This is a genomic window from Ruegeria sp. K5 (assembly GCF_056531805.1).
In genome coordinates, this window is record NZ_JBQFML010000001.1 from 1,061,966 (window position 1) to 1,085,297 (window position 23,332).

26 protein-coding genes are annotated in these 23,332 nt (G+C 60.6%); 14 read left to right on the top strand and 12 right to left on the bottom strand.

The genetic code is table 11. The features are described 5' to 3' along the window. Positions 1 to 6: 6 nt before the first annotated feature. From ACR0MO_RS05340 to rpiA, 6 genes are all read right to left on the bottom strand, one after another. Entirely contained in the window at positions 7 to 1,503 is a 1,497-nt protein-coding gene (locus ACR0MO_RS05340) for a Do family serine endopeptidase (RefSeq protein ID WP_480581682.1), read from the bottom strand. A gap of 132 nt (positions 1,504 to 1,635) precedes the next feature. Continuing rightward, positions 1,636 to 1,830 carry a DUF2065 domain-containing protein gene (locus ACR0MO_RS05345; RefSeq protein ID WP_170330952.1) on the bottom strand — a complete coding sequence of 65 codons (195 nt, stop codon included), beginning with the start codon at positions 1,828 to 1,830 and terminating at the stop codon, positions 1,636 to 1,638. Further along, the gene (hflC, locus tag ACR0MO_RS05350; protein WP_170451499.1) at positions 1,830 to 2,708 is read right to left on the bottom strand and encodes a protease modulator HflC; all 879 of its coding nucleotides are present in this window, start codon (positions 2,706 to 2,708) and stop codon (positions 1,830 to 1,832) included. Before hflC ends, ACR0MO_RS05345 begins: the two co-directional genes overlap by 1 nt. Next, positions 2,708 to 3,850: an FtsH protease activity modulator HflK gene (gene hflK, locus ACR0MO_RS05355; RefSeq protein ID WP_170517826.1), complete on the bottom strand. Its 1,143-nt coding sequence runs from the start codon at positions 3,848 to 3,850 to the stop codon at positions 2,708 to 2,710. Before hflK ends, hflC begins: the two co-directional genes overlap by 1 nt. A gap of 72 nt (positions 3,851 to 3,922) precedes the next feature. Then, a complete protein-coding gene (gene gor / locus ACR0MO_RS05360; RefSeq protein WP_480780423.1) occupies positions 3,923 to 5,281 on the bottom strand; it encodes a glutathione-disulfide reductase in 1,359 nt (452 codons plus the stop codon). A 125-nt stretch (positions 5,282 to 5,406) separates the two neighbouring features. Next, on the bottom strand, positions 5,407 to 6,195 hold the full coding sequence (gene rpiA, locus ACR0MO_RS05365; RefSeq protein ID WP_170517820.1) for a ribose-5-phosphate isomerase RpiA: 789 nt from the start codon (positions 6,193 to 6,195) through the stop codon (positions 5,407 to 5,409). Between the two features lie 169 nt (positions 6,196 to 6,364). On the opposite strand from rpiA, the gene ACR0MO_RS05370 reads away from it, so the two are divergent. The 4 genes from ACR0MO_RS05370 to ACR0MO_RS05385 are packed head-to-tail and all read left to right on the top strand — an operon-like array spanning position 6,365 to position 9,839. Next, positions 6,365 to 7,066 (top strand): glutathione S-transferase family protein, encoded by a 702-nt coding sequence (locus tag ACR0MO_RS05370; protein WP_480890046.1) that lies wholly within the window; start codon positions 6,365 to 6,367, stop codon positions 7,064 to 7,066. Position 7,067: 1 nt separating this feature from the next. Next, complete coding sequence (locus tag ACR0MO_RS05375; protein WP_170517814.1) at positions 7,068 to 8,441, top strand: L-serine ammonia-lyase; 1,374 nt, start codon at positions 7,068 to 7,070, stop codon at positions 8,439 to 8,441. Between the two features lie 21 nt (positions 8,442 to 8,462). Continuing rightward, entirely contained in the window at positions 8,463 to 8,879 is a 417-nt protein-coding gene (locus tag ACR0MO_RS05380; protein ID WP_480890049.1) for a GFA family protein, read from the top strand. 45 nt (positions 8,880 to 8,924) lie between these two features. Continuing rightward, complete coding sequence (locus ACR0MO_RS05385) at positions 8,925 to 9,839, top strand: DMT family transporter (RefSeq protein ID WP_480625853.1); 915 nt, start codon at positions 8,925 to 8,927, stop codon at positions 9,837 to 9,839. On the opposite strand, the gene ACR0MO_RS05390 is transcribed toward ACR0MO_RS05385, so the two are convergent. Then, on the bottom strand, positions 9,784 to 10,461 hold the full coding sequence (locus ACR0MO_RS05390) for a thiamine diphosphokinase (RefSeq protein ID WP_480890052.1): 678 nt from the start codon (positions 10,459 to 10,461) through the stop codon (positions 9,784 to 9,786). The genes ACR0MO_RS05385 and ACR0MO_RS05390 overlap by 56 nt on opposite strands. Positions 10,462 to 10,614: 153 nt before the next feature. Between ACR0MO_RS05390 and ACR0MO_RS05395 the strand changes: the two genes are divergently transcribed. Then, on the top strand, positions 10,615 to 12,165 hold the full coding sequence (locus ACR0MO_RS05395) for a midas domain-containing protein (RefSeq protein ID WP_170451517.1): 1,551 nt from the start codon (positions 10,615 to 10,617) through the stop codon (positions 12,163 to 12,165). Positions 12,166 to 12,254: 89 nt separating this feature from the next. Here the strand turns inward: ACR0MO_RS05395 and ACR0MO_RS05400 are convergent, their stop codons facing one another. From ACR0MO_RS05400 to nthA, 5 genes are all read right to left on the bottom strand, one after another. Continuing rightward, the gene (locus ACR0MO_RS05400; RefSeq protein ID WP_170451519.1) at positions 12,255 to 12,491 is read right to left on the bottom strand and encodes a DUF2842 domain-containing protein; all 237 of its coding nucleotides are present in this window, start codon (positions 12,489 to 12,491) and stop codon (positions 12,255 to 12,257) included. Beyond that, positions 12,491 to 13,786 carry an adenylosuccinate synthase gene (locus ACR0MO_RS05405; protein ID WP_170451521.1) on the bottom strand — a complete coding sequence of 432 codons (1,296 nt, stop codon included), beginning with the start codon at positions 13,784 to 13,786 and terminating at the stop codon, positions 12,491 to 12,493. The genes ACR0MO_RS05400 and ACR0MO_RS05405 overlap by 1 nt, the downstream gene beginning before the upstream one ends. Positions 13,787 to 14,001: 215 nt before the next feature. Then, complete coding sequence (locus tag ACR0MO_RS05410) at positions 14,002 to 14,340, bottom strand: nitrile hydratase accessory protein (protein ID WP_480890054.1); 339 nt, start codon at positions 14,338 to 14,340, stop codon at positions 14,002 to 14,004. Then, a complete protein-coding gene (gene nthB / locus ACR0MO_RS05415) occupies positions 14,337 to 15,014 on the bottom strand; it encodes a nitrile hydratase subunit beta (RefSeq protein ID WP_480890056.1) in 678 nt (225 codons plus the stop codon). The genes ACR0MO_RS05410 and nthB overlap by 4 nt, the downstream gene beginning before the upstream one ends. Next, positions 15,011 to 15,625: a nitrile hydratase subunit alpha gene (nthA, locus tag ACR0MO_RS05420; protein WP_170734508.1), complete on the bottom strand. Its 615-nt coding sequence runs from the start codon at positions 15,623 to 15,625 to the stop codon at positions 15,011 to 15,013. The genes nthB and nthA overlap by 4 nt, the downstream gene beginning before the upstream one ends. Before the next feature lie 151 nt (positions 15,626 to 15,776). On the opposite strand from nthA, the gene secG reads away from it, so the two are divergent. The 9 genes from secG to ACR0MO_RS05465 all read left to right on the top strand — a co-directional run bounded on the left by secG (position 15,777) and on the right by ACR0MO_RS05465 (position 23,315). Beyond that, positions 15,777 to 16,142, top strand: a complete 366-nt coding sequence (secG, locus tag ACR0MO_RS05425; RefSeq protein WP_170453086.1) for a preprotein translocase subunit SecG — start codon at positions 15,777 to 15,779, stop codon at positions 16,140 to 16,142. A gap of 160 nt (positions 16,143 to 16,302) precedes the next feature. Then, the gene (locus ACR0MO_RS05430) at positions 16,303 to 17,946 is read left to right on the top strand and encodes a CTP synthase (protein WP_170451529.1); all 1,644 of its coding nucleotides are present in this window, start codon (positions 16,303 to 16,305) and stop codon (positions 17,944 to 17,946) included. 97 nt (positions 17,947 to 18,043) lie between these two features. Further along, complete coding sequence (locus ACR0MO_RS05435; protein WP_170451531.1) at positions 18,044 to 18,820, top strand: isocitrate lyase/PEP mutase family protein; 777 nt, start codon at positions 18,044 to 18,046, stop codon at positions 18,818 to 18,820. Positions 18,821 to 19,003: 183 nt separating this feature from the next. After that, positions 19,004 to 19,453: a tellurite resistance TerB family protein gene (locus ACR0MO_RS05440; protein ID WP_170451533.1), complete on the top strand. Its 450-nt coding sequence runs from the start codon at positions 19,004 to 19,006 to the stop codon at positions 19,451 to 19,453. A gap of 20 nt (positions 19,454 to 19,473) precedes the next feature. Next, positions 19,474 to 19,911, top strand: coding sequence for a tellurite resistance TerB family protein (locus ACR0MO_RS05445; RefSeq protein ID WP_170451535.1), 438 nt, complete (start codon positions 19,474 to 19,476; stop codon positions 19,909 to 19,911). After that, positions 19,908 to 20,660, top strand: coding sequence for a PhnD/SsuA/transferrin family substrate-binding protein (locus ACR0MO_RS05450; RefSeq protein ID WP_170451537.1), 753 nt, complete (start codon positions 19,908 to 19,910; stop codon positions 20,658 to 20,660). Before ACR0MO_RS05445 ends, ACR0MO_RS05450 begins: the two co-directional genes overlap by 4 nt. Before the next feature lie 125 nt (positions 20,661 to 20,785). After that, a complete protein-coding gene (locus ACR0MO_RS05455; protein ID WP_170451539.1) occupies positions 20,786 to 21,562 on the top strand; it encodes an amino acid ABC transporter ATP-binding protein in 777 nt (258 codons plus the stop codon). 33 nt (positions 21,563 to 21,595) lie between these two features. Continuing rightward, positions 21,596 to 22,345 (top strand): transporter substrate-binding domain-containing protein, encoded by a 750-nt coding sequence (locus ACR0MO_RS05460; RefSeq protein WP_170451541.1) that lies wholly within the window; start codon positions 21,596 to 21,598, stop codon positions 22,343 to 22,345. Between the two features lie 82 nt (positions 22,346 to 22,427). Further along, on the top strand, positions 22,428 to 23,315 hold the full coding sequence (locus ACR0MO_RS05465) for an ABC transporter permease subunit (protein WP_170517773.1): 888 nt from the start codon (positions 22,428 to 22,430) through the stop codon (positions 23,313 to 23,315). Positions 23,316 to 23,332 lie beyond the last annotated feature (17 nt).

Here is a 23,332-nt window from a genome sequence, read left to right on the forward strand (position 1 = left end):
GGTCCGTTATTCCTCCAGACTCAGCGCCACAAAGCGTGGGTCACCGCCGCGACGGACCAGCAGCAGCAAGGATTTGCGCCCTGCAGTCCGGGCTTCTTCCATGCGCGCTTCAAGGTCCTCGACCGTCACAACCTTCTGCTGACCGGCTTCTGTGATCAGATCACCAGCGCGCAGGCCCTTGGCATAGGCCTCGGATGCTTCGTCCACATCCGACACCACCAGCCCTTCGGCATCCGCGTCCAGCCCCAGATCCTCGCGCAGCGTGTCGCTGAGCGGCGAGATTGTGAGGCCCAGAATGTCGGTGTTTTCGTCGGCTGGCGCGTCCGGGGTGTCCTCTTCCCCGTTCTCGGCCCGCTCGGCATCTTCACGGCGACCCAGAGTGACCAGAATGGTCTGCGTGGCACCATCGCGGCTGACCACAACGCGGACAGATTTGCCCACGGTGGTTTCGCCGACCTGACGCACCAGACCACGGGTATCCTCGACCTCGACCCCGTCAAAGCTGAGGATCACGTCGCCCGCTTTCAGCCCCGCATCCTTGGCCGGACCATCCGGCACGTCGCTGATCAACGCGCCACCGGGTTTTTCCAGACCCATCGCCTCGGCCATATCCTCGGTCACGTCCTGAATGCGTACACCCAGCCAGCCACGGCGAGTTTCTCCGAACTCGCGCAGCTGGTCGACCACTTTCACAACCACGTTCGAGGCCATCGAGAAGCCGATCCCGATCGAGCCGCCATTGGGCGACAGGATCGCGGTGTTCACGCCGATCACCTCGCCATTCATGTTGAACAAAGGACCGCCCGAGTTGCCCCGGTTGATCGCCGCGTCGGTCTGGATGTAGTCGTCATATGACCCGCTCAGCGCCCGGTTCCGGGCCGAGACGATCCCGGCAGAAACCGAGAATCCCTGCCCCAGCGGGTTGCCCATCGCGATCACCCAATCGCCGACGCGCGCAATGTCGCTGTCACCGAACTGCACATATTGCAGCGGCCCCGTGGCCTCGACCTTGAGCAGCGCGATATCGGTTTTCTCATCCGTTCCGATCACCTTGGCGGGCAGTTCTTTCTTGGGCTGACCGTCGCCCGGGAAGAACTCGACCAGAATCTCGTCCGCTTCGGCAATGACGTGATTGTTGGTCACGATGTAACCGTCCTCGGAGATCACAAACCCCGACCCCAGCGCATTGCTGCGACGGGGGCGATTGTCATCGTCGTCGTCCCCGTTTCGGTCCTGAAACTCGCGAAAGAAATCCTCGAACGGGGATCCTTCGGGCACGATACCCTGCGGTCCGGTCTGGCCTTCGATCAGCGTGGATGTGGTGATGTTCACTACCGCCGGGCTGATCTGCTCCGCCAGCGGCGCAAGGCTTTCCCCGCGCGCATAGGCCGCCACGGTTTGCGCCGCGATCAGGATCATCCCCGCAAATGCCAGCCACATCAGCCGCATGAAACCAACACCATCGTCCCGCCGGACGGAAATACTGCGTGCTTGTGCCTGCACTTGGGAACTCCTTGTCGTCAAATCCTTGTTGTCCGCCCGCAGGCAGACCTTTCTTGGCAACCAATGTAGTCGGTTTGTTCCCACTCGCAACTCAGGATCGCGGGGAAATCACCACCAAGTGAAACAGATGGGTTAAAACCCGACCTGATACGCGCCCCAAAGCAGGACCAGACCGCTGACAACACACAAAAGCCCTGCAAGTCGTCGCGCCTGTTCCGGCAATGATCGCAACGCCTCGAGCATACGTTCAATAAGCGAAGGGGCCAGCGCATAGGCCAGCCCCTCGACAATCAGAACCAGCCCGAAGGCCAGAAGGATCATACCCATTACTGGGTCGCCTGCCCGGTGGGCGATTTAAGGTAGTTGAAGAACTCGGAATCCGGGCTCAGCACCATCGAGCTGTTGCTACCGCCCAGCGCGCGTTCATAGGCCGACAGCGAGCGATAGAATTCGAAGAACTCCGGGTCTTTGCCAAAGGCTTCGGCGAAGATCGCGTTGCGTTCGGCGTCGGCTTCACCGCGAATGATCTCTGCCTCACGGTTGGCGTCGGACACCAGTTCCACCACGGTCCGGTCGGCCTGCGCGCGAACCCGCTGCGCGGCTTCGTTACCGCGTGCACGTTCGTCGGTTGCTTCACGCTCGCGTTCTGCCTTCATCCGGTCGAAGGTGGCTTCGAGGTTGGCCTGCGGCAGGTCGGTCGCTTTCAGGCGCACGTCGATCACGTTGACGCCCAGCGCCCGCGCTTCGGCAATCGCGCTGTTGCGGATGCGCAGCATCAGGGCCGCTCGGTCGGAACTCAGGATATCCCGCGAGGATACCGAACCCAGAACTTCCCGCGTTTCGGCGCGCAGGATGCGGTCCAGGCGATCTTCGGCGACCGGTACACCGCCAACACCAACGGCCTGACGGAACTGTTCAAGATCGGAGATCCGGTAACGCGCGAATGCGTCAACCACCAGACGACGATCATCCAGCGGGGTGACTTCCAATGGCTGCACGTCAATCGACAGAATCCGATCGTCGTACCGAACGACTTCCTGAATCAGCGGGATTTTGAACGCCAGACCGGGCTCTTCCTTCACGGCGACAACGCGACCGAATTGCAGAACCAGCGCACGTTCACGCTCGTCCACGATGAAGATCGAGGACAACCCGGCAACGGCCAGAATTGCAACGATGATCAGGATAATGGGTGACTTACGCATCAGTTGCTCTCCGCGGCTGGGGTGCGACGCAGTTCGTTCAGCGGCAGATATGGCACAACGCCCTGCCCCTGACCGGTCGAGTTCTCGTCGAGGATGATCTTGTCGACATCACCCAGAACCTGCTCCATCCGTTCCAGATACAGGCGTTTGCGGGTCACATCAGGCGCTTTGGTGTATTCTTCGAGAACCGCGCTGAAACGGCTTGCCTCACCTTGCGCGCTGTTGATCTGCTGGGCGCGATAGGCTTCGGCTTCTTCCAGAACCTGCGCGGCTTCACCACGGGCTTCCGCCAGAACACGGTTGGCATAGGCGTCGGCGACGTTCTGCAGCCGGTCACGTTCCTGCGCAGCGGCCTGTACGTCGCGGAAAGCGGCGATCACGTCCTGCGGCGGGTCGGCCTTGTCAAAGTTCACGCGTACGATGTTGATACCAGAATCGTAACTATCCATTGTGGATTGGATCAATTCCTGAAGGCGATCCGCGATAATGCCACGATCCCGGTTCAGGATCGGTGCCAGCTCGCTTTGTGCAATGATTTCGCGCATCGCCGATTCCGACACGGCACGGATCGTCTGACGCGGATCACGCAGGTTGAACAGGAATTTGTCCGGTTCGGTGATGTTCCATACGACCTGATAGTCAATATCGACCACATTTTCGTCACCGGTCAGCATGAGACCATCATCGCTGCCGCGCGCGCCGCCCATGTCTTCCGTCTGTTCACGGGTAACCGGAAGTACCTCGGCCGTCACGAATGGCCACGGCGCAAAGTTCAGACCCGGATTACCCACAGCAGAGAATTCGCCCAGAAACAGCTCAACAGATTGTTCTTCCGGCTTAACCGTGTAGAAACTTGCAGCCGCCCAAAGGCCAATCGCCACCAAGCCACCGATTATTACAGTGCCTTTGGTAAAGATCGGGCCACCGCCGCCCGAACCCTGACCATTGCCGCCACGGCCACCGCCGCGACCGCCCATCAGGACGCGCAGCTGTTCCTGGCCTTTTTTCATCAGCTCATCGATCTCGGGGATCTGCGGGCCGTCGCCTTCGGGGGGCTTGCGCCCGTCCCCGTTATTTCCCCGATTTCCTCCGCCGCCCGAGGAGCCTCCGCCCCCCCAGGGGCCACCGCTGTTGCCCGCCATATGTATCAATTCCTTCGTTTAGGCCCGTGTGATCACGGGGTCTCTTGTAACTTGTGTGCGCGCGCTTGCAAATCAAGCAGTGCGCACAGGTTGCCGCATTGTCACCAGTTCTTCGGCCATAACCGGGTGAACCGCGACCGTACGGTCGAAATCTTCCTTGGTTGCGCCCATCTTTACGGCAATGCCTGCCAGCTGGATCATCTCACCCGCGCCCGGCGCAACGATATGACATCCCAGCACCTTTCGCGTCGCCTGACTGACGAGCAGCTTCATCAAAACGCGCTGCGTTCCTCCGGCAAACGCCTTTTGCATCGGTTTGAACGAGGTCGCATAGACCTCGATCGGCTCCTGCGCTGCTGCGTCTTCTTCGCTGAGGCCCACGGTGCCGAATTCCGGCTGGGTGAAGATCGCGGTCGGGATCAACTCGTGATCCACCGGCGTTGGGTTGCCTTTGAACACGGTTTCGACAAAGGCCATACCTTCGCGGATCGCAACCGGGGTCAGGTTCACACGGTCGGTGACGTCGCCAATGGCGTAGATCGAAGGTACACCAGTCTGGCTGTATTCATCCACGATGATCTCGCCCTTGCGGCCACGCTCGACCCCGACCTCTTCAAGACCCAGATTGTCGGCATTGGGCGCACGGCCCGTGGCATACATGACCACGTCAAACTGATCCTCGGTGCCATCCGTGGCCTTGACGCGGATCTTGTCGCCTTCTTGGGTCATCTCAAGCACGTTGGTGCCCAGACGCACATCGATGCCGTTCTGGCGCATCTCTTCACAGATCAGCCCGCGCGCCTCTTCATCGAAGCCGCGCAGGATTTGCGCCCCGCGATAGAACTGAGTGGTTTTCACACCCATCCCGTTCATGATCCCGGCGAATTCACTCGCGATATAGCCGCCCCCGACGATCAGGATGCTTTCGGGCAGCTTCTCAAGGTGGAAAATCTCGTTCGAGGTGATGGCCAGATCCGAGCCCGGAAAGTCCGGTACAACCGGGCGACCGCCAGTGGCAATCAGGATGTGCTTGGCCGTCTTGCGGGTGCCATCAGCCAGTTCGACCGTGTGAGGATCAACAACTTTGGCGCGCTGATCAAAGCTTTCAACGCCGTTGTTCTTCAGGATATTGCGGTAGATGCCTTCCAAACGATCCAGTTCGGTCACCAGCTTGTCGTGGAACGTGTTCCAGTTCAGCGCGCCGGGCTGAATGTCCCAGCCATAGGCTTGCGCATCGCCAACCATGCCCGAAAACTCGCTGGCAAACACCATCAGTTTCTTCGGCACACAGCCCCGGATCACACAGGTGCCGCCATAGCGATCCTCTTCCGCCAGTGCCACTTTAGCCCCGTTTTCGCCAGCGGCCACGCGCGCCGCGCGAACCCCGCCCGAGCCGCCCCCGATGACGAACAGATCATAGTCAAAGCTCATGCTGGGTTCCTTCGTTCAGCTTTCAAAAGTCTCTGGGTATCTGGGCGCAAAAACCAGACTGCCAACCCCTTGATGCACATATTTCGGTTTTTTCACGGATGCTTGCATCAAAGGTCGCGCCGGGATCAATCCGCAAGGTCCGAAAACAGGTTTTCGCGCGCGCCGCCGATCAATTGGTCCATCTCAATCGTGCCTGCATTGATATCGCGCAGTTCGACCCGGCCATCGCCGTGGCCGACCACGACCTTGTCGCAGATGTCGATGAACAGGCCATTCTCGACCACACCGGGCACCTGGTTCAAAACCAGCGCCATCTGTCGCGCATTGCCGATCCGTTGCAGATGCAGGTCCAGAATATGATTGCCTTCGTCGGTGACAAATGGCGCCTCGCCATTCATGCGCAGGGCCGAGGTCGTGCCGAGCACATCCATCGTATCCAGCGCCTCTTCGATCAGGGTGCGCGTGGTTTGCCAGCCGAACGGGATCACCTCGACCGGCAGAGGGAACGCGCCCAGCGTTTCGACCTCTTTGCCTGCATCGGCGATGACTACCATCTGATCGCTGGCCGTAGCGACGATCTTCTCCTGCAGGTGCGCGCCACCGCCGCCCTTGATCAGGTTCAGATCACCGTCGAACTCATCCGCGCCGTCAATCGTCAGGTCCAGCCACCCGGCCTGATCCAGCGAGACGACCTCGATCCCGACCTCTCGGGCCAATTGCGCAGTACGGGTCGAGGTCGGGACACCCTTGAACCGCAACCCTTCTTGCTGCGTGCGCTCACCCAAACGTCGCACCAGCCAGGCGGCGGTCGAGCCGGTTCCCAATCCGACACGCATCCCGTCTTCGACCATCTCTGCCGCGCGTCGGGCCGCGACGTATTTTGCGGTATCGATTGGCGACAATTCTCCGGTCATTGGCAGCATTCCCTGATTGGTCTGCCAGACTTATACGGAATGCACATCGCGACTTCGAGACCCAATTCACCCGGCATCCCTGCGAAAGATGTCGCAAGACTACGCGTTTCCGATAGGAAACGTCGCAATCATGTCTTTTTGGATTTGCGGTGCGGTATAAATAGACCTCATGACGACGTCCTACCGCCTGCACTATGCCCCCGACAACGCCTCGCTGGTGATCCGGCTGGTGTTGGAAGAGATGGGCCAACCCTTTGACACCGTTTTGGTCGACCGGCGGCAGAACGAACAGGACAGCGTGGCCTATCGTGCGCTGAACCCAAACGGGCTGATCCCGGTTCTGGAAACGCCCAACGGACCAATATTTGAAACAGCGGCCATTCTGTTGTGGTTGGCTGACACACATGGGCAACTTGCCCCTGCACCGGACAGCCCGGATCGGGCGGCGTTCCTGAAATGGCTGTTTTTTGCCTCAAACACGCTGCATGCCGATCTGCGTATCCTGTTTTATGCCGAGAAATACATCGATGCCGCGCAGGCCGAGCCTTTGCGCCAAGGTATCCGTCCAAGGCTGCGCACCCATCTGAAACATCTGGATACCGAGGCCGCAAAGGCCCCTGACTGGCTGAGCGCTGACAAACCCTCGGTCCTGACCTACTATCTCGCCTGCATGATGCGCTGGATGGCGCTGTACCCGGCAAGCGCGGATCGCAGTTGGTATCAGTTGGCCGACACGCCTTATTTGCAGGCTATCCTGATGCAGCTTGAATCCCGCCCCGCGACCCGTGCGGCCGTTGCAGCCGAAGGTCTTGGGGTCACCCCGTTCACCTCTCCGATCCACGCCAACCCTCCAGAAGGCTCAGCTATCTGACATGTTCCTTTCCGTTTTTGATATGTTCAAAGTCGGCATCGGCCCGTCCTCATCTCACACAATGGGCCCGATGGTCGCTGCGGCGCGTTTCCTTGACATGATGCGCGCCTCACCGTTTGAGTTCGCCGGGCTGCGCGGGTCGCTGCATGGGTCACTGGCGTTTACAGGCGTGGGACATGCCACCGACCGGGCGACAATTCTTGGTCTGGCCGGGTTCGTGCCCGACACCTATGACAACGACAAGGCCGAGGCCGCTCTGGCCGCGATTGCCGAGACGCATACGGTCACGCCCGAGGGGCTGCCGACCCTGAAGTTCGACCCCAAGGCCGATCTGGTCTTTGACTACGACCACAACCTGCCTGGCCACGCCAATGGCATGATCCTGATGGCCACCGATGCGCAGGGCGATGTGATCCTGCGGCAGGTGTTCTATTCCATCGGCGGCGGCTTTGTTCTGACCGAAGAGGAACTGGCCGAAGGCAAAGCGACAGATGAAGGCGCACCCGTTCCGTTCCCCTTCAAGTCAGCGGTCGAGATGCTGGAAATGGCCGCCTCCAGCGGCAAGTCCATCGCCCAGATGAAGCGCGAGAACGAAATCGCGCGCGGATGCGCGGAGAGTTTCGCCAAAGGAAGCGCGCGTCTGTGGCAAGTGATGAACGATTGCATCGAACGCGGCCTGCACACCGATGGCATTCTGCCCGGCGGTCTGAGCGTGCGTCGCCGCGCCAAGGGCATCTATGACGCGCTGATGGCTGAACGCGGCATGAACCTGACTGCGCCGCACACGATCAACGACTGGATGAGCGTTTACGCCATGGCCGTGAACGAGGAAAACGCAGCCGGAGGCCAGGTTGTCACCGCCCCCACCAACGGTGCGGCGGGCGTTCTGCCTGCGGTGCTGCGCTATTACCTGGACCACGTGCCCGGTGCATCGGAAAGCCATATCGAGGATTTCCTGCTGACCGCCGCCGCTATTGGGGGTCTGGTGAAATTCAACGCCTCGATTTCGGGGGCCGAAGCGGGATGTCAGGCCGAGGTTGGCAGCGCCTCGGCCATGGCCGCCGCCGGTTTGTGCGCCGTGATGGGCGGCACGCCCGAGCAGGTGGAAAACGCCGCCGAGATCGCCTTGGAACATCATCTGGGCATGACCTGCGATCCGGTCGCGGGTCTGGTGCAGGTGCCCTGTATCGAGCGCAACGGCCTGGGCGCGATCAAGGCCGTCTCGGCCGCGTCGCTGGCATTGCGCGGGGACGGCAAGCATTTCGTACCCTTGGATTCCGTCATAGAAACCATGCGCCAGACCGGGCATGATATGCATGAGAAGTACAAAGAGACATCGCTTGGCGGCTTGGCTGTGAACATCCCAAACTGCTGAGGTCAGACAGGAGGCGGCATCATGCGTGGACATTGCCTATGCGGCAGGATCGCGTTTGAGGTTGATCCTCCGATCCTGTCCTGCGTCTCGTGTCATTGCGACAGCTGCCGCCGCCAATGCGCCGCACCCATGACCACCTATTTCGCGGTCCGCGACACCCAATGGCGCTGGACCAAAGAGGAACCGAAGAGTTTCAATTCCTCTCCCGGTGTCGTGCGCACATTCTGCCCGCATTGCGGAACGCCGATCTCTTTCCGCTCGGCCAAGATGTCGGATGTGCTGCACTTGTATGTTGCGACGCTGGAAACCCCCGAAGCGCTGCAACCGACCCTGCATGTGTCGCATGAAGAGAAACTGGACTGGCTGCATCTGGATGATGGTCTGCCGACCTGCACCGGCCCGGATTACACCAAGGTCCAACCCCTTCTGGACGCCTGAGAACAGAGCTTTCCCCCGCGCCGCGAAACCGCTAGCGTCGCGACCATGACCCAGGATCGTCCCGTATTCGGCATCGTTCTGATGCTCGGCTTTTGCGTGCTTGCGCCGCTTGGCGACTCGATGGCCAAGCTATTGGGGGAAACAACGCCTCTGGGCCTGCTGGTGCTGGTGCGCTTTGCCATACAGGCGGCGATTCTGATCCCGCTGATTGCAGTCACGGGACGGCCATGGCGCATGCGGGGGCGCGTTCTGCGGCTGACCCTGATCCGCACGGTTCTGCACATCATCGGCATAACCGCCATGTTCAGTGCGTTGCAGTTTCTGCCGCTGGCGGATGCAATTGCCATCGCCTTTGTCATGCCCTTCATCATGCTGCTGCTTGGGAGATACGTCTTGCAGGAAGAGGTCGGCCCGCGCCGCCTGATCGCCTGTATCGTCGGTTTCATCGGGACCTTGCTGGTGATCCAGCCCAGCTTTGCCGAGGTCGGATTGCCCGCCCTGCTGCCCCTGATCGTGGCCGTGGTTTTTGCCTTGTTCATGCTGGTGACGCGTCAGATCGCCAAGGAAACCGATCCGGTCTCCCTGCAGGCCGTGTCCGGGGTGTTTGCCACGGTCCTGCTGCTGCCGGTGGTCCTTTGGGGCACCAATGCGGGGATTTGGGAATTGTCCTTGATCATCCCCGCTGGCAACACCCACTGGCTGTTGCTGGCCATCGGCGTGCTGGGAACGGTCGCGCATCTGCTGATGACCTGGTCGCTGCGCTATGCGCCGTCGGCCACGCTGGCACCGATGCAATATCTGGAAATCCCGGTTGCGACCCTGATCGGCTGGCTGATCTTTCACGACTTGCCCGACGGGATCGCGGCGTTTGGCATTCTGATCACAATCGGTGCCGGGCTCTACGTCATTCTGCGTGAGAGGGCCACCGCCCGATCTGGTCCGACAGAAACGCCTGCATAACCTGATCCAGCGCCGCGCGCGGCACCATCAGCAACATGCCCGGCCCGTCCATATGCAGTTCGACATCCGACACCGCGCGGTTCGAGGTTCCGACCCGACCATCCGGTTCGAACACCAACCCTTCGATCGGCCATTCCAAACCCTGGCTGCGACCCGTGACACGCCGCATCGGAAACAAGGACACGATATCGCCGGGTGTCAGGTGCAGGGTGATCCGGGGCGGTGCGTGGAACACCACCTCATGTTCACCCAGCAGGATGCAGGGACGATCCAAGCGCGCGACCAGAGTGTTCAGAACCGCCAATTGATGATCCAACCGCCCGCCCAGAAACCCGGCGCCCAGCACCAGCGGGGCCTCTATGTGCCTCAGCGCCTTGTCGAAATCCGTACTGTTCTGCTCTGAGATTTGAAACAACCGATCCGCTGGCAGCTGCGCCTTCACAGGCTCACTCATCGAATCGAAATCGCCGATCACGGCCTCGGGAATTATGTCCGAATCGACCAAAATGGCCGCTCCGCCATCCGCCGCGACAACCGATCTGACGCGATTCAGCACCAAATCCAGGTCATCAAACCCGACAAATCCCCCTCCAAACAGGCCAATTGGACCGTTTGAACGCACAATCGGCTCATTTTTTCTAAGATTGATCATTTTTCCCGGATTTGGACACATTCAGACCACAAAATGATAGGTTCATGCAGAAAGTTCTGAGCCGATGTGTGTGCCCGATTCCGGGTAGGTTGGCTCTCGTAGTTTGTAGAGGACGTGCGTCTGATGGTACAGAATAACAAGGTATTGACCGTTTCTTATGGGACTTTCTCCTGCACTTTGGAAGGGTTTGACGACTCGTTCGAAACGATGAAGTCCATTGCCGAGTATTTTCGCGACCTCGCAGCAGATGACCGGTATTTCGGTTCGGAACCCCCCCAGCCCGACGCCGAGATGCTGACCCGTATTGCGCAGCGCGACGCCTCGCAGCACGTGGAAGCCCGGCAAAGCGAAAGCGGCCTGTTGCTGCGCGCCACCGAAGCCTCCCCCGCACCGTTGGCCGCGCCTGCCCCTGCCCCCGTACCATCTGAGGTGAACGTGGCCCGAACTCCGGCCCCGATGCCGGTGCACCAGCCCGCGCCGCAGACGTCGTTTGAACAAGCTGATGCCGTACCTGCCCCTGCTGCCGACAGCATCGCCGCAAAACTCCAGCGCATCCGCGCCGTGGTCTCGCATTCGGACGCCACCCCTGTCGCCTATTCCGAAGATGATGACTCGGCCCTGCTCAGCGCCGCCCCGGCTCCGGTTGACGCCGTAACCGCCGCGTTCGAGGCCGGTGCGCTGAGCGCCGAAGACCTCGAGCCGCAGAAGCCAACGTTCGAACCGCAGCCCGTGGCCATGAAAGAACCGGCGCCTGCTCCGGCCGCGTTCTTCGAAGATGAGGCGGAAGACGATCAGCCCGCCGATGTCTTGTTCTCGGATTTCGAAGATATCGCTGAAGACGATGCGGGTGATGATGGCATTCTGAACATCCTGAGCGATCACGAAGCGAAGGCGGAAGCCGAAGAAGAACCTCAGGAAGACGTTGCGCCCGGTGTTCTGACGCTGGACGACGAGGTCAACCTGCTGAACAAAATCTCGAGCGTCGAGGCAGATATGTCCGACCGCGTGGACCAGAAACAGCCGGATGAGCGCGCATCGGATCAGGACGTTCTACGCCTGATGGCCAAAGCTGATGAACAGATGGGCGACCCGGCCACCAGCGACGCGCGTGAGACATATTCGCACCTGCGCACTGCTGTAGCGGCCACCGAAGCCGAAGGTGAAATCGACAAGGCATCACCTGACCAGCAATACCGTGGCGATCTTGCCTCGGTTGTCAGCCCGCGCCGCCCGGAAATTCAGGTCACCAGCATGCGTCCGGAATCCGATGACGCCGCGCCGCTGAAACTGGTTGCAGAACAGCGTGTAGACGACGAAGCCGTCGAAGCCGGCCCGGTCATGCCCCGCCGCGTAACCACGCAGCAGGACGACAGCGCAGCGGATGAAGGCGGCTTTGCGCAATTCGCGCAGGATCAGGGCGCGCAGTCCCTGCCCGATCTTCTGGAAGCGGCGGCGGCCTATCTGTCCTTCATCGAAGGTCAGGAACAGTTCTCGCGCCCGCAGCTGATGAACAAGGTCCGCTCGTTGAAGCAGAACGAATTCAACCGCGAAGAAAGCCTGCGCTCCTTTGGTCAATTGCTGCGCGACGGCAAGATCCAGAAAGCAGGCGGTGGCCGGTTCGCAGCCTCGAACCTGATCGGTTTCCGCCCGGATGATGAACGCGCGGCGGGCTGATCACTCAATCAGAAAGACGAAGGGCCGAGAGATACCTCTCGGCCCTTTTCTTTTGCCAGCAGTTTAGGCGGCGATGTCTCAGTATCGAGTCAAGACTCGTCCGGATCCTCTTTGCCAACTCCCCGGAAGACGAACTTGAAGGGCAAGGCCCAGACAATGCCAAGGGCAATGTAAACCAACAGCTCAACCAGGATCGACGGGCGATCCAGCCAGTTCACAACGGTCACCACCGCAACAATGTAAAGCGGCAGGCCGACCAGCAAAATCACCAGCGACCAGCGGCGGCGGGCCTTGTAACTCAGGCCCGGCTTTTTGTCCTTGCCCATCAATCTGCGAACGGGTCGGTCACCAGAATGGTGTCGTCCCGCTCCGGGCTGGTGGACAAAAGCGCCACGGGGCATTCGATCAGTTCTTCGACGCGGCGCACGTATTTGATCGCGTTGGCCGGCAGGTCGGCCCAGCTGCGCGCGCCTTCGGTGGATTCGCTCCAACCCGGCATCTCTTCGTAGATCGGGGTGCAGCGCGCCTGTTGGTCGGCAGCCGTCGGCAGATAGTCCAGACGCTCTCCGTCCAAATCATAACCGGTGCAGATTTTCAGCGTCTCGAACCCGTCCAGAACATCCAGCTTGGTCAGCGATATGCCGTTCACGCCGCTGGTCGCGCAGGTCTGGCGTACAAGGCAGGCATCGAACCAGCCACACCGGCGTTTGCGGCCTGTTACCGTGCCAAATTCGTGGCCACGGGTCCCTAGGCGCATCCCGTCATCATCGTCCAACTCGGTCGGGAAAGGCCCCTCTCCCACACGAGTGGTATAGGCTTTGACGATGCCCAGCACAAAATCAACAGACCCCGGGCCGATACCCACACCCGTCGCCGCCTGACCGGCAATCACGTTGGAAGAGGTCACAAACGGGTAGGTTCCGAAATCAATATCCAGCAACGCGCCCTGCGCGCCTTCGAACAGGATCCGCTTGCCCGCCTTGCGCTTTTCGTTCAGCACCTTCCAGACCGGGGCGGCGAACGGCAGGATTTGCTGAGCGATCTCCTTCAACTGCGCTACCAGCGCGTCGCGATCGACCGGATCAATGCCCAGGCCCTTGCGCAACGGATCATGGTGCTGCAACGCGCGGTCTACACGCGCCTCAAGCGTCGCGTCATCGGCCAGATCGGCAACACGGACAGAGCGTCGCCCGACCTTGTCCTCATAGGCCGGACCAATTCCGCGACCGGTGGTGCCAATCTTCGTACCCTTGCTGGCCGCCTCTTCCCGCGCACGATCCAGCTCGCCATGGATCGGCAGGATAAGCGGCGTATTCTCAGCAATCATCAGAGTCTCGGGCGTGATCTCGACGCCCTGCTTACGGATTGACGCGATCTCAGTGACCAGATGCCACGGGTCCAGAACGACGCCGTTCCCGATCACGCTCAGCTTTCCGCCACGCACCACGCCCGAGGGCAACGCGTTCAGCTTGTAAACCTCGCCATCAATAACCAGAGTATGCCCGGCGTTATGTCCGCCCTGAAAACGCGCGATGACGTCCGCCCGCTCGCTGAGCCAGTCGACGATCTTGCCTTTTCCTTCGTCACCCCACTGGGCGCCGACAACAACCACGTTGGCCATATCCGGTCCTTTTCGTGCTGAGTAATCAAACTCGGCTCGTATAACGGGGCACAGAGGACAGGGAAACCGCTATTTCGCCGCAGATGGAAATCGCGCTGCCGCGCGATGCCTCCGGCGGAGGTATTTGTAGCCAGATGAAGATCGGATCCCCTGCTTCATCTGGCCAAAAATATCTCGGGGGAGTCGCCCGGAACGGGCGGCGGGGGCAGCGCCCCCTACCCGCCTAGTCGCAAGTAGACCGGCTGGCCATGGGGTGTGGTCAGATACGCCTGCTCCCACGCGCGGTGAAGCATCTGCACGTCTTCCGACACCGCCGCGCCCTGTTCGACCAGCAACCCTTCAAGCGTTTCCAGCCAGGCGTGGAAATAGTCGTCTCCGCCGTCCAGTTCACGGTCCAGCCCGTTGCGCTTCAACGTGTCTGAAAACCGGGCCGCCCAATCGGGCCAGTCGAAACGTCCGGCTTCATTCAGGGCAACCGTTACGGCAAAGACCTGCGCGTGCCAGGGCTCGGCAAACACCGGTTCCAGCGCGGAATGTGTGGTGCAGTCACTCATGCGGGCTCCAGATAGCTTTGCCAGAGGTCCAGCACGACCTCATCATCCGGGTGTTCAGGGGAGGCCCAAAGCTCGGATGCCGGGAATACAACGGCATATAGCGGTTCCGGCGCCTCTCCCAAACGATGCGCGTTGGAATCCGGCAGGACATGGGTGCCATGCAATCGCAGGATACGACCTCGCGCGCCGGCAGCATAGACAGGCAAGCGCGTGTGACCACCATCGACAAGGCGATTGGCGGCTGGTCGCGCTGTCACCACCTGCTGACCGATCGTAAAACGCGCGGCAACGTTTGAAGGCCGATCTGCTGGTCCGCCTTTTGCAAGTGCAGCGGCGACAGCCTCGGCCTTCAGCGTCTTGTCCGTCAAGGGATGCGGCGCATCATCTCCGGCCCCTCGCAGATCATCCAGGGTCAGTACGCCTTGTTCAACCAACAGATCGGCAAGGCCCGAGAGCCATTTCTCATAGTAGGAAAACCGGGTGTAATCCTTGGGCGACAACCTCTCGCGCGCGTGGCGAGATATGTCGATGTTCCATTGCCCCAGAAAACCGGCAGCCAGCGTCACGGCCAAAGCCCGCCCGTGCCAGTCTTCGGCAAAGACCGGCGCGTCCTCAGCCTCGGGCCGGATTTCGCCATCGCCAAAGCGTCCGCCCATGTCGTGAACACGTGTCATGAGGGCACCTTGGGCAAGCCTGTCCCGATCATGCTGTCGCGTGTCACCAATGCGGTCAGCTCATCCTCGCCCATACCTTCCGTGCCTTCGGGACGCATCGGCAAGACAAGGTACCGAATCTCGGCGGTCGAATCCCAGACACGCACTGCGGTGCTTTCGTGTAAGGTAACGCCGAACTCGGCCAGTACTTTTCGTGGCTCCCGCACGGCACGGGCGCGATAGGCATCGGATTTGTACCACCCGGGCGGGATACCCAGCAGCGGCCACGGGTAGCAACTGCACAGAGTGCAGACGACCATGTTGTGCTGCCGGAGCGTGTTTTCGACGGCGACCATGTGTTCACCCTGACGGCCGTAATACCCCAGCTCGGCAACGACCGGCGTGGCATCTTCCAACAGTGCCGTTTTGAAGTCAGGATCGCTCCAGGCTTTTGCCACGACGCGCGCGCCGTTTTGTGGGCCGATCTTGTTCTGATAGGTGTCGATGATCTCATCCAGCGCTGCCGGATCGATCAGCCCCTTGCGGATCAGAATCGTCTCCAGCGCCTTGACGCGCAGCGCGGGTTCGGGTGGCAAAAGGGCGTGCGGATGGTCGGGATCGTCATGAGGCATAGGCCGAAGCCTGCGTCAGGATTTACCGCTCTGTCCAGTCCCTTTGCTGTGATATGATACATCACGCGGGGTGATGTGAACTCGTGTCTTGCCCCCAAGATGAAACTTGCATAAGTACCACGCGATACACGTCACGCTGCACGGGACCACCATGGAAAACGTCGTTCTCATCATCCACCTTCTTTTGGCTTTGGGCCTGATTGCCGTTGTGCTGATGCAGCGGTCCGAAGGCGGTGGCCTTGGCATGGGTGGCGGTGGCGGCGGTGCCATGACCGGCCGCGCAGCGGCGACTGCATTGGGCAAAGTGACCTGGATTCTGGCGGCCTGCTTCATCGTGACCTCGATCACGCTGACCATTCTGGCGGCACAGAAATCTTCGGGCAGTTCGGTGATCGACCGTTTGGGTGTTCCGGCTCCTGCCGCGACCGAAGAAAGCACACCGGCGGTTCCGTCGGCGGATGATCTGCTGCCCCCGGCAGAGGGCGACAACGCGCCGCTGATCCCGCAGGCCGACTGATCCACTAGACCTAGAAACCTGAAAGAGAACTGCAACAGCATCTTGCGGTTCTCTTGCGCTATGCGCGCGAATCCTTTATACGTGAAGTCCCGTGATGCAGCGGTTTTTCGGAACCGTCGGGCAGCTGATTTTGACGTCTCACGGGAGCAGCCGAAAAACTATGGCGCGATTTATTTTCATCACTGGTGGTGTGGTTTCGTCCTTGGGCAAAGGACTGGCCTCGGCGGCCTTGGGCGCGCTGTTGCAGGCCCGGGGATATTCGGTGCGCCTGCGCAAGCTGGACCCCTATCTGAACGTCGATCCCGGCACCATGTCGCCGTTTGAACATGGCGAGGTTTTCGTCACCGATGACGGGGCCGAGACCGATCTGGACCTTGGCCACTATGAACGTTTCACCGGCGTGGCGGCCCGCAAGACCGACTCGGTCAGTTCGGGGCGGATTTACTCCAACGTGTTGGAAAAGGAACGCCGCGGGGATTACCTCGGCAAAACCATTCAGGTGATCCCGCACGTCACCAACGAGATCAAGGATTTCATCGCCATCGGCGAGGATGAGGTTGATTTCATGCTGTGCGAGATCGGCGGCACTGTCGGCGATATCGAAGGCCTGCCCTTTTTCGAAGCCATCCGTCAGTTCAGCCAGGACAAGCCGCGCGGTCAGTGCCTGTTCATGCACCTGACGCTGCTGCCCTATATCAAGGCGTCGGGTGAGTTGAAAACCAAGCCGACCCAGCACTCGGTCAAGGAACTGCGGTCCATCGGTCTGGCCCCCGATATTCTGGTTTGCCGCTCGGAAGGACCGATTCCGACCAAGGAACGCGAGAAGCTGGCACTGTTCTGCAACGTGCGCCCGGACAGCGTGATCGCGGCGCAGGATCTTTCGACCATCTACGACGCCCCGCTGGCCTATCACCGCGAGGGTCTGGATCAGGCGGTTCTGGATGCGTTCCAGATCAGCCCTGCACCCAAGCCCGATCTGGCCAAATGGGAAGACGTCAGTGACCGCATCCACAACGCCGAGGGCGAGGTGAAGGTGGCCATCGTTGGCAAATACACCCAGCTGGAAGACGCCTATAAATCGATTGCCGAGGCGCTAACCCATGGCGGCATGGCCAACCGCGTCAAGGTCAAGGTCGAGTGGGTGGATGCCGAGATTTTCGACACCGAAGACGCCGCCCCGCATCTGGAAGGCTTCCACGCGATCCTCGTGCCCGGCGGGTTTGGCGAGCGTGGAACCGAAGGCAAAATCAAAGCGGCGCAATATGCACGTGAGCACAAGGTGCCCTATCTGGGTATCTGTCTGGGGATGCAGATGGCCGTGATCGAAGCGGCGCGCAATGCGGCGGGCATCGCCGAGGCAGGGTCCGAGGAATTTGACCACGAAGCGGGCAAGCGGCGGTTTGAACCCGTGGTTTACCACCTGAAAGAATGGGTGCAGGGCAACCACAAGGTCGAGCGCAAGGTCGGCGATGACAAAGGCGGCACAATGCGGCTGGGGGCCTATAACGCGGTTCTGGCCGACGGCTCCAAAGTGGCAGAGGTCTATGGCGGCACTCAGATTGAGGAACGTCACCGCCACCGCTATGAGGTGGACATCAAGTATCGCGACAAGCTGGAAAAGGCGGGCCTGAATTTCTCGGGCATGTCCCCCGATGGCCGGTTGCCGGAAATCGTCGAATGGTCGGATCATCCGTGGTTCATCGGTGTGCAATACCACCCCGAATTGAAATCCAAACCGTTCGATCCGCACCCTTTGTTCCGCGACTTTGTGCGCGCGGCCAAGGACACGTCGCGTCTGGTCTGATCCGGTCGCTGCAAAGTGATGTACCGACACAATTAAGCGCTTAGCGAATGCCCGGCATGGGGTTAACTGTTGAACAAGCTTCGACAGGAGATACCCCATGACCACCCAAGCCCAACACGCCGAAACCTTCACCCGCCTGCACAAGAAAGGTGATCCGGTCATCCTGTTCAACATCTGGGACGCAGGCAGCGCCGCGGCCGTGCGCGACGCAGGTGCGCAGGCGATCGCGACCGGCAGTGCCCCGGTCGCGATGGCGCAGGGGTTCAAGGACGGCGAGAATATCCCGCTGCAGGCCGCCTTGGACAATGCAAAACGCATTGTGGCCGCGGTCGATCTGCCTGTTTCTCTGGATTTTGAGGGGGCTTATGCCGCTGATCCTGACGGGATTGCGGAAAACGTATTGCGGGCCCTGGACTGCGGGGTGGTGGGCTTCAACTTCGAGGATCAGATCGTCGGCGGTGATGGCCTTTACCCCATTGCCGAGCAGGCCACACGGATTGAAGCGATGCGCAAGGCGTGTGATGCGGCAGGGGTTCCGGCCTATATCAACGCCCGGACCGATATCTTCCTGAAAGCGCACGCCGACACGCATAACGCAGCCATGCTGGACGACGCGGTTGCCCGTGCGGCGGCGTTCCAGTCCGCCGGGGCCAGCGGGTTCTTTGCCCCCGGCCTGAAGGACGAAGCGATGATTGAGCAGCTCTGCGCAGCAACGGAGCTGCCGGTCAACATCATCGCCCTGCCCGGCACCCCGGACACACCGCGATTGGCAACGTTGGGCGTGGCGCGTGTCAGCTATGGCCCAGTGCCCTATCGCCAGATGGTGGCATGGCTGACGGAACAGGCACGTGGCGCCATCGACTACGCCAAGTAGGCGTCTGGTGACCTAGATTCAGGGACCGGACAATCTCAGTATCCCGACGTGTCACAAAAATGCGGATACCAATTCGCCAAGGCTGGGCGGGATTCGGTCGCTCTCGGCGATCTTGTGAATATTCATGCCTATGACGGGTAGTCCCAGCTTGGCGCGCCACAAAATATGGACTAACCTGACCTCATGTTGAAAAAGTTCTTTCAGGCGTTCAGACCGCCTCAGACCCAGCAACTGCCTGACCCTGATGCCGAACTGGCGTTGGGGGCGTTGATGGTGCGGGTGGCGCAGGCGGATCGCGATTACAAGCTGGAAGAAATCAGCCTGATCGACCGGATTCTGGCGCGCCTTTATCAGCATAACGCAATCGAAGCCGCCAAGGTGCGCGCAACCTGCGAGAAACTGCATGCAGCCGCCCCCGAAACCGACACGTTCGGCAAGCTGATCCGCGAGACCACGGGTCTTGAGGAGCGCATGGCCGCGCTGGACGCCCTGTGGGAGGTGGTGCTGGCCGATGGCGACTCGGATGAGGGTGAGATCAAGATCGTCGAGGAAGCCCGCGCTGCCATGGGGCTCAGCTTTAACGACAGCAAGGCCGCGCGCGAACGTGTGCAAAGCCGCTTGGAAGCCAGCTAAGCCGCGTCTATATCTGTGTCATGTTTAGTGATTTTCTGTCCCGGCTGACCCAGCCCGATCCCGACCCGTTGGTCGAAAACGATGCCCGGCTGGCCCTGACGGCCCTGTTGGTCCGCATCGCGCGATCCGACAATGACTATGCCGACACTGAAATGGCCGGGATCGACAAGGTCTCGGCCGAGCGCTATGGCCTGTCACCGTTCGAGGCCGCAGCCCTGCGCGCCCAGGCCGAAGACCTTGAGGCCGAAGCCCCCGACACCGTCCGCTTTACCCGCGCCATAAAAGAGGCCGTCGCCTACGAGGATCGTCTGGCCGTGGTTCAGGCTATGTGGTCAGTCGCGCTGGCCGATGGTCAGCGCACCGGCGAAGAGGATTCGCTGCTGCGTCTGGTTGTCAGCCTGTTGGGCGTCAGCGACGTGGATTCGGCGCGCGCCCGTCAGAAGGCTGCAAAAGCGTGACAGCGATGCTGGGCATGTATGACATGCCCGCCCTGCGCGCCGCCAATGACCGATTCTGGTCTTTGATCCATGCGAATCTGGGCTATGGCCCGCAGCATCTGGACCGATCCCGAGATGTCTGGGACGTCTGGCAGGATTCCGCTCTGATTTTTGCCCAGACCTGCGGGATGCCCTACCGCACCCGGCTGCATGGTCAGGTGCAGTTGGTTGGCACCCCGGATTACGACCTGCCCGGATGCCCCGCTGGCCATTATTGCTCGGTCCTTGTCGCCCGTGCGAATGATCCGCGCGATCTGGGCGATCTGACCAACGGAATTTTTGCGTATAATGAGGCGCTGTCTCAATCCGGTTGGGCTGCCCCGATCACGCATCTGACCGCGCTGGGTCTGGCTCCGACCCAGCTTTTGGAAACAGGCGGCCACGCGCTGTCCGCTCAGGCCGTGGCGGAGGGTCGCGCAGACTTTGCCTCGTTGGATGCGCTGACATGGGAGTTGCTGAAAGAGCATACAGATCTGGGCAGCCGTTTACGCGAAATCGCCCGCACGACCCCGACCCCTGCCTTGCCGTTCATAACCTCGCTCGGCCAAGATGCGGACCAGATCGCCAAGGCTGTTCGGTCCGCCATTGTGGACCTTTCGGATGATGACAGGCGGCGGCTTCACATCTGCGGGTTGATCGATATTCCGGCGGATCAATACCTTGCGGTTCCAACTCCGCCCACGCCCGAAGCATTTGCGCGCAGAAGCTGACCGATTTGGTCATACCCTCTGGCCATTTTGGTTGATTAACCGCACGAATCTGTGATTTGCGCATTGCATTGCGCCCGTTTTTCCGCCCTATTACCGCACCAATACCAACAACAACTGGACCTTCCGTGTCAGACGCATCTGCCGTAATCGAGATCAGGAACCTTCACAAAAGCTTCGGTAATCTCGAGGTGCTCAAGGGCGTGGACATCACCGCAAAACGCGGCGACGTCGTGTCCCTGATTGGCTCATCCGGCTCTGGCAAATCCACCCTTCTGCGTTGCTGCAACCTGTTGGAGGACAGCCAGCAGGGCGAGATCATGTTCAAGGGCGAGCCGGTGAAGTGGAACGGGTCAGGAAACGGACGTCGCCCTGCCGATCCCAAGCAGGTCCTGCGCATTCGCACCAACCTGTCGATGGTGTTTCAACAGTTCAACCTGTGGGCGCACATGACCATTTTGCAAAATGTCATGGAAGCTCCGGTAACCGTTTTGGGCCGTGACAGGGCCGAAGTGGAAGACAGCGCGCGTAAGTACCTTGAAAAGGTTGGCATCGGTGACAAATGCGACGTCTACCCCGCGCAACTGTCCGGCGGCCAACAGCAACGCGCGGCCATCGCGCGCGGCCTGTGCATGGAGCCCGAGGCGCTGTTGTTTGACGAGCCGACTTCGGCGCTGGACCCCGAGTTGGAGCAGGAAGTCATCAAGGTCATCAAGGACCTGGCCGCCGAAGGGCGGACGATGATCATCGTGACCCATGACATGAAGATGGCAGCGGATATCTCCAGCCATGTCGTGTTCCTGCACCAAGGCCGGATCGAAGAAGAGGGCACGGCCGAAGATATCTTTACCTCTCCCGAATCCGAACGGCTTCGGGGCTTTCTCTCTGCCACTCAGGCGGCATAGTTTCAAAAACAGAACCAAACTGGGGAGTAACCAATGAAAAACCTGATTCTGTCCACCGCAGCGCTGGCCCTAACCGCCGGTATCGCCATGGCCGACACGGTCCGCATGGGGACCGAGGGCGCCTACCCTCCGTATAACTTCATCAACGACGCCGGCGAGATCGACGGGTTCGAGCGTGAAGTGGGCGACGAGCTGTGCAAACGCGCTAATCTGGACTGCGAATGGGTCAAGAACGACTGGGATTCGATCATTCCGAACCTGGTTTCGGGCAACTACGACACCATCATCGCGGGCATGTCGATCACCGACGAACGCGATGAAGTTATTGATTTCACTCAGAACTACTTCCCGCCTGCAGCCTCGGCCTATGTCGGCGCATCTGATGGCGTTGACGTGAGCAGCGGCATCGTTGCGGCGCAGACTGCAACCATTCAGGCCGGTCACGTCGCCGAATCCGGCGCGACTCTGGTTGAATTCGCAACCCCGGAAGAAACCATCGCAGCCGTCCGCAACGGTGAGGCTGACGCTGTCTTCGCCGACAAGGACTTCCTGGTCCCGATCGTCGAGGAATCCGGTGGTGAGCTGGTCTTTGTCGGTGATGACGTCCCGCTGGGCGGCGGCATTGGCCTGGGCATCCGCGAATCCGATGGCGAGCTGCGCGGCAAGTTCGACGAGGCGATCACCTCGATGAAGGCCGATGGCTCGCTGAACGAGCTGATCGTCAAGTGGTTCGGCGAAGGCGTGCCGACCTATAACTCTGACGGTTCGGTCGTCACCAACTGATCTGCACACATGGGTTCGGCGCCCCTCATAGCGCCGAACCTGTCCTGGCCTTGCGCCGGGGCTGACGTTCGAAAGACGCCGTATGTTTTCCTATTGCGCTGATCCCGACACGCTGGGCACGTTCCGCTGGTTCTCGTGCTACCTGACCAACGGTGTGCACTGGTCGTTCTACCTGTCGTTTCTGAAGGTCCTCGGGTTGCTGGCCGTGACCGCCCCGGTCGCGCTGAGTTTCGGGTTTGCAGGTGCAATGGCAGCCCGGTCGCATTTCGCTCCGCTCAGCTGGTTGGGCAAAGGATACATCGCGGTCGTACGCGGCGTGCCCGACATCGCGTTCTTTCTGTTCTTTGTGATTGCTCTGGATCAGGCGTTCGAATGGACACGCCACCAAGTTATGTGTCCCGAATGGACCGACCCGGTGCGTCAGGGCAATGACTTCATCGTCTGTCAGGCCGCAAAACTGCCCTTGGGTAGCGCACCGGAATGGGTACACGAAACCTACGGGTTCGTGCTGGCCGTCATCACCTTCTCGATCGTCTTCGGTGCGTTTGCAGCCAACGTGCTGTTCGGCGGGATGCGGGCGGTTCCGCATGCCCAGCTTGAGACCGCCGAAGCCTATGGCATGACCCGCCGCCAGACGTTCTGGCGAATCCTCGTGCCGCAAATGTGGGTCTACGCCCTGCCCGGCCTGTCGAACCTGTGGATGGTGCTGATCAAGGCGACGCCACTGCTGTTCCTGCTGGGCATCGAGGACATCGTCTATTGGGCCCGAGAGTTGGGTGGCACCAAAACCTCGCGCTTCACCGATTACCCGCATGGCGACTGGCGCATGTGGTACTTCCTGTTCCTGCTGATCTTCTATCTCGGCATGACCCGCATCTCGGAAATCGTGCTTGAAAAGCTGATGCGCCGCCTGTCCCACGGTCAGGCCACCGCGGGCGGAGAGTTGCTGCGCAAGGAGACGACGGCATGACAATCGCGCTTCAAAAC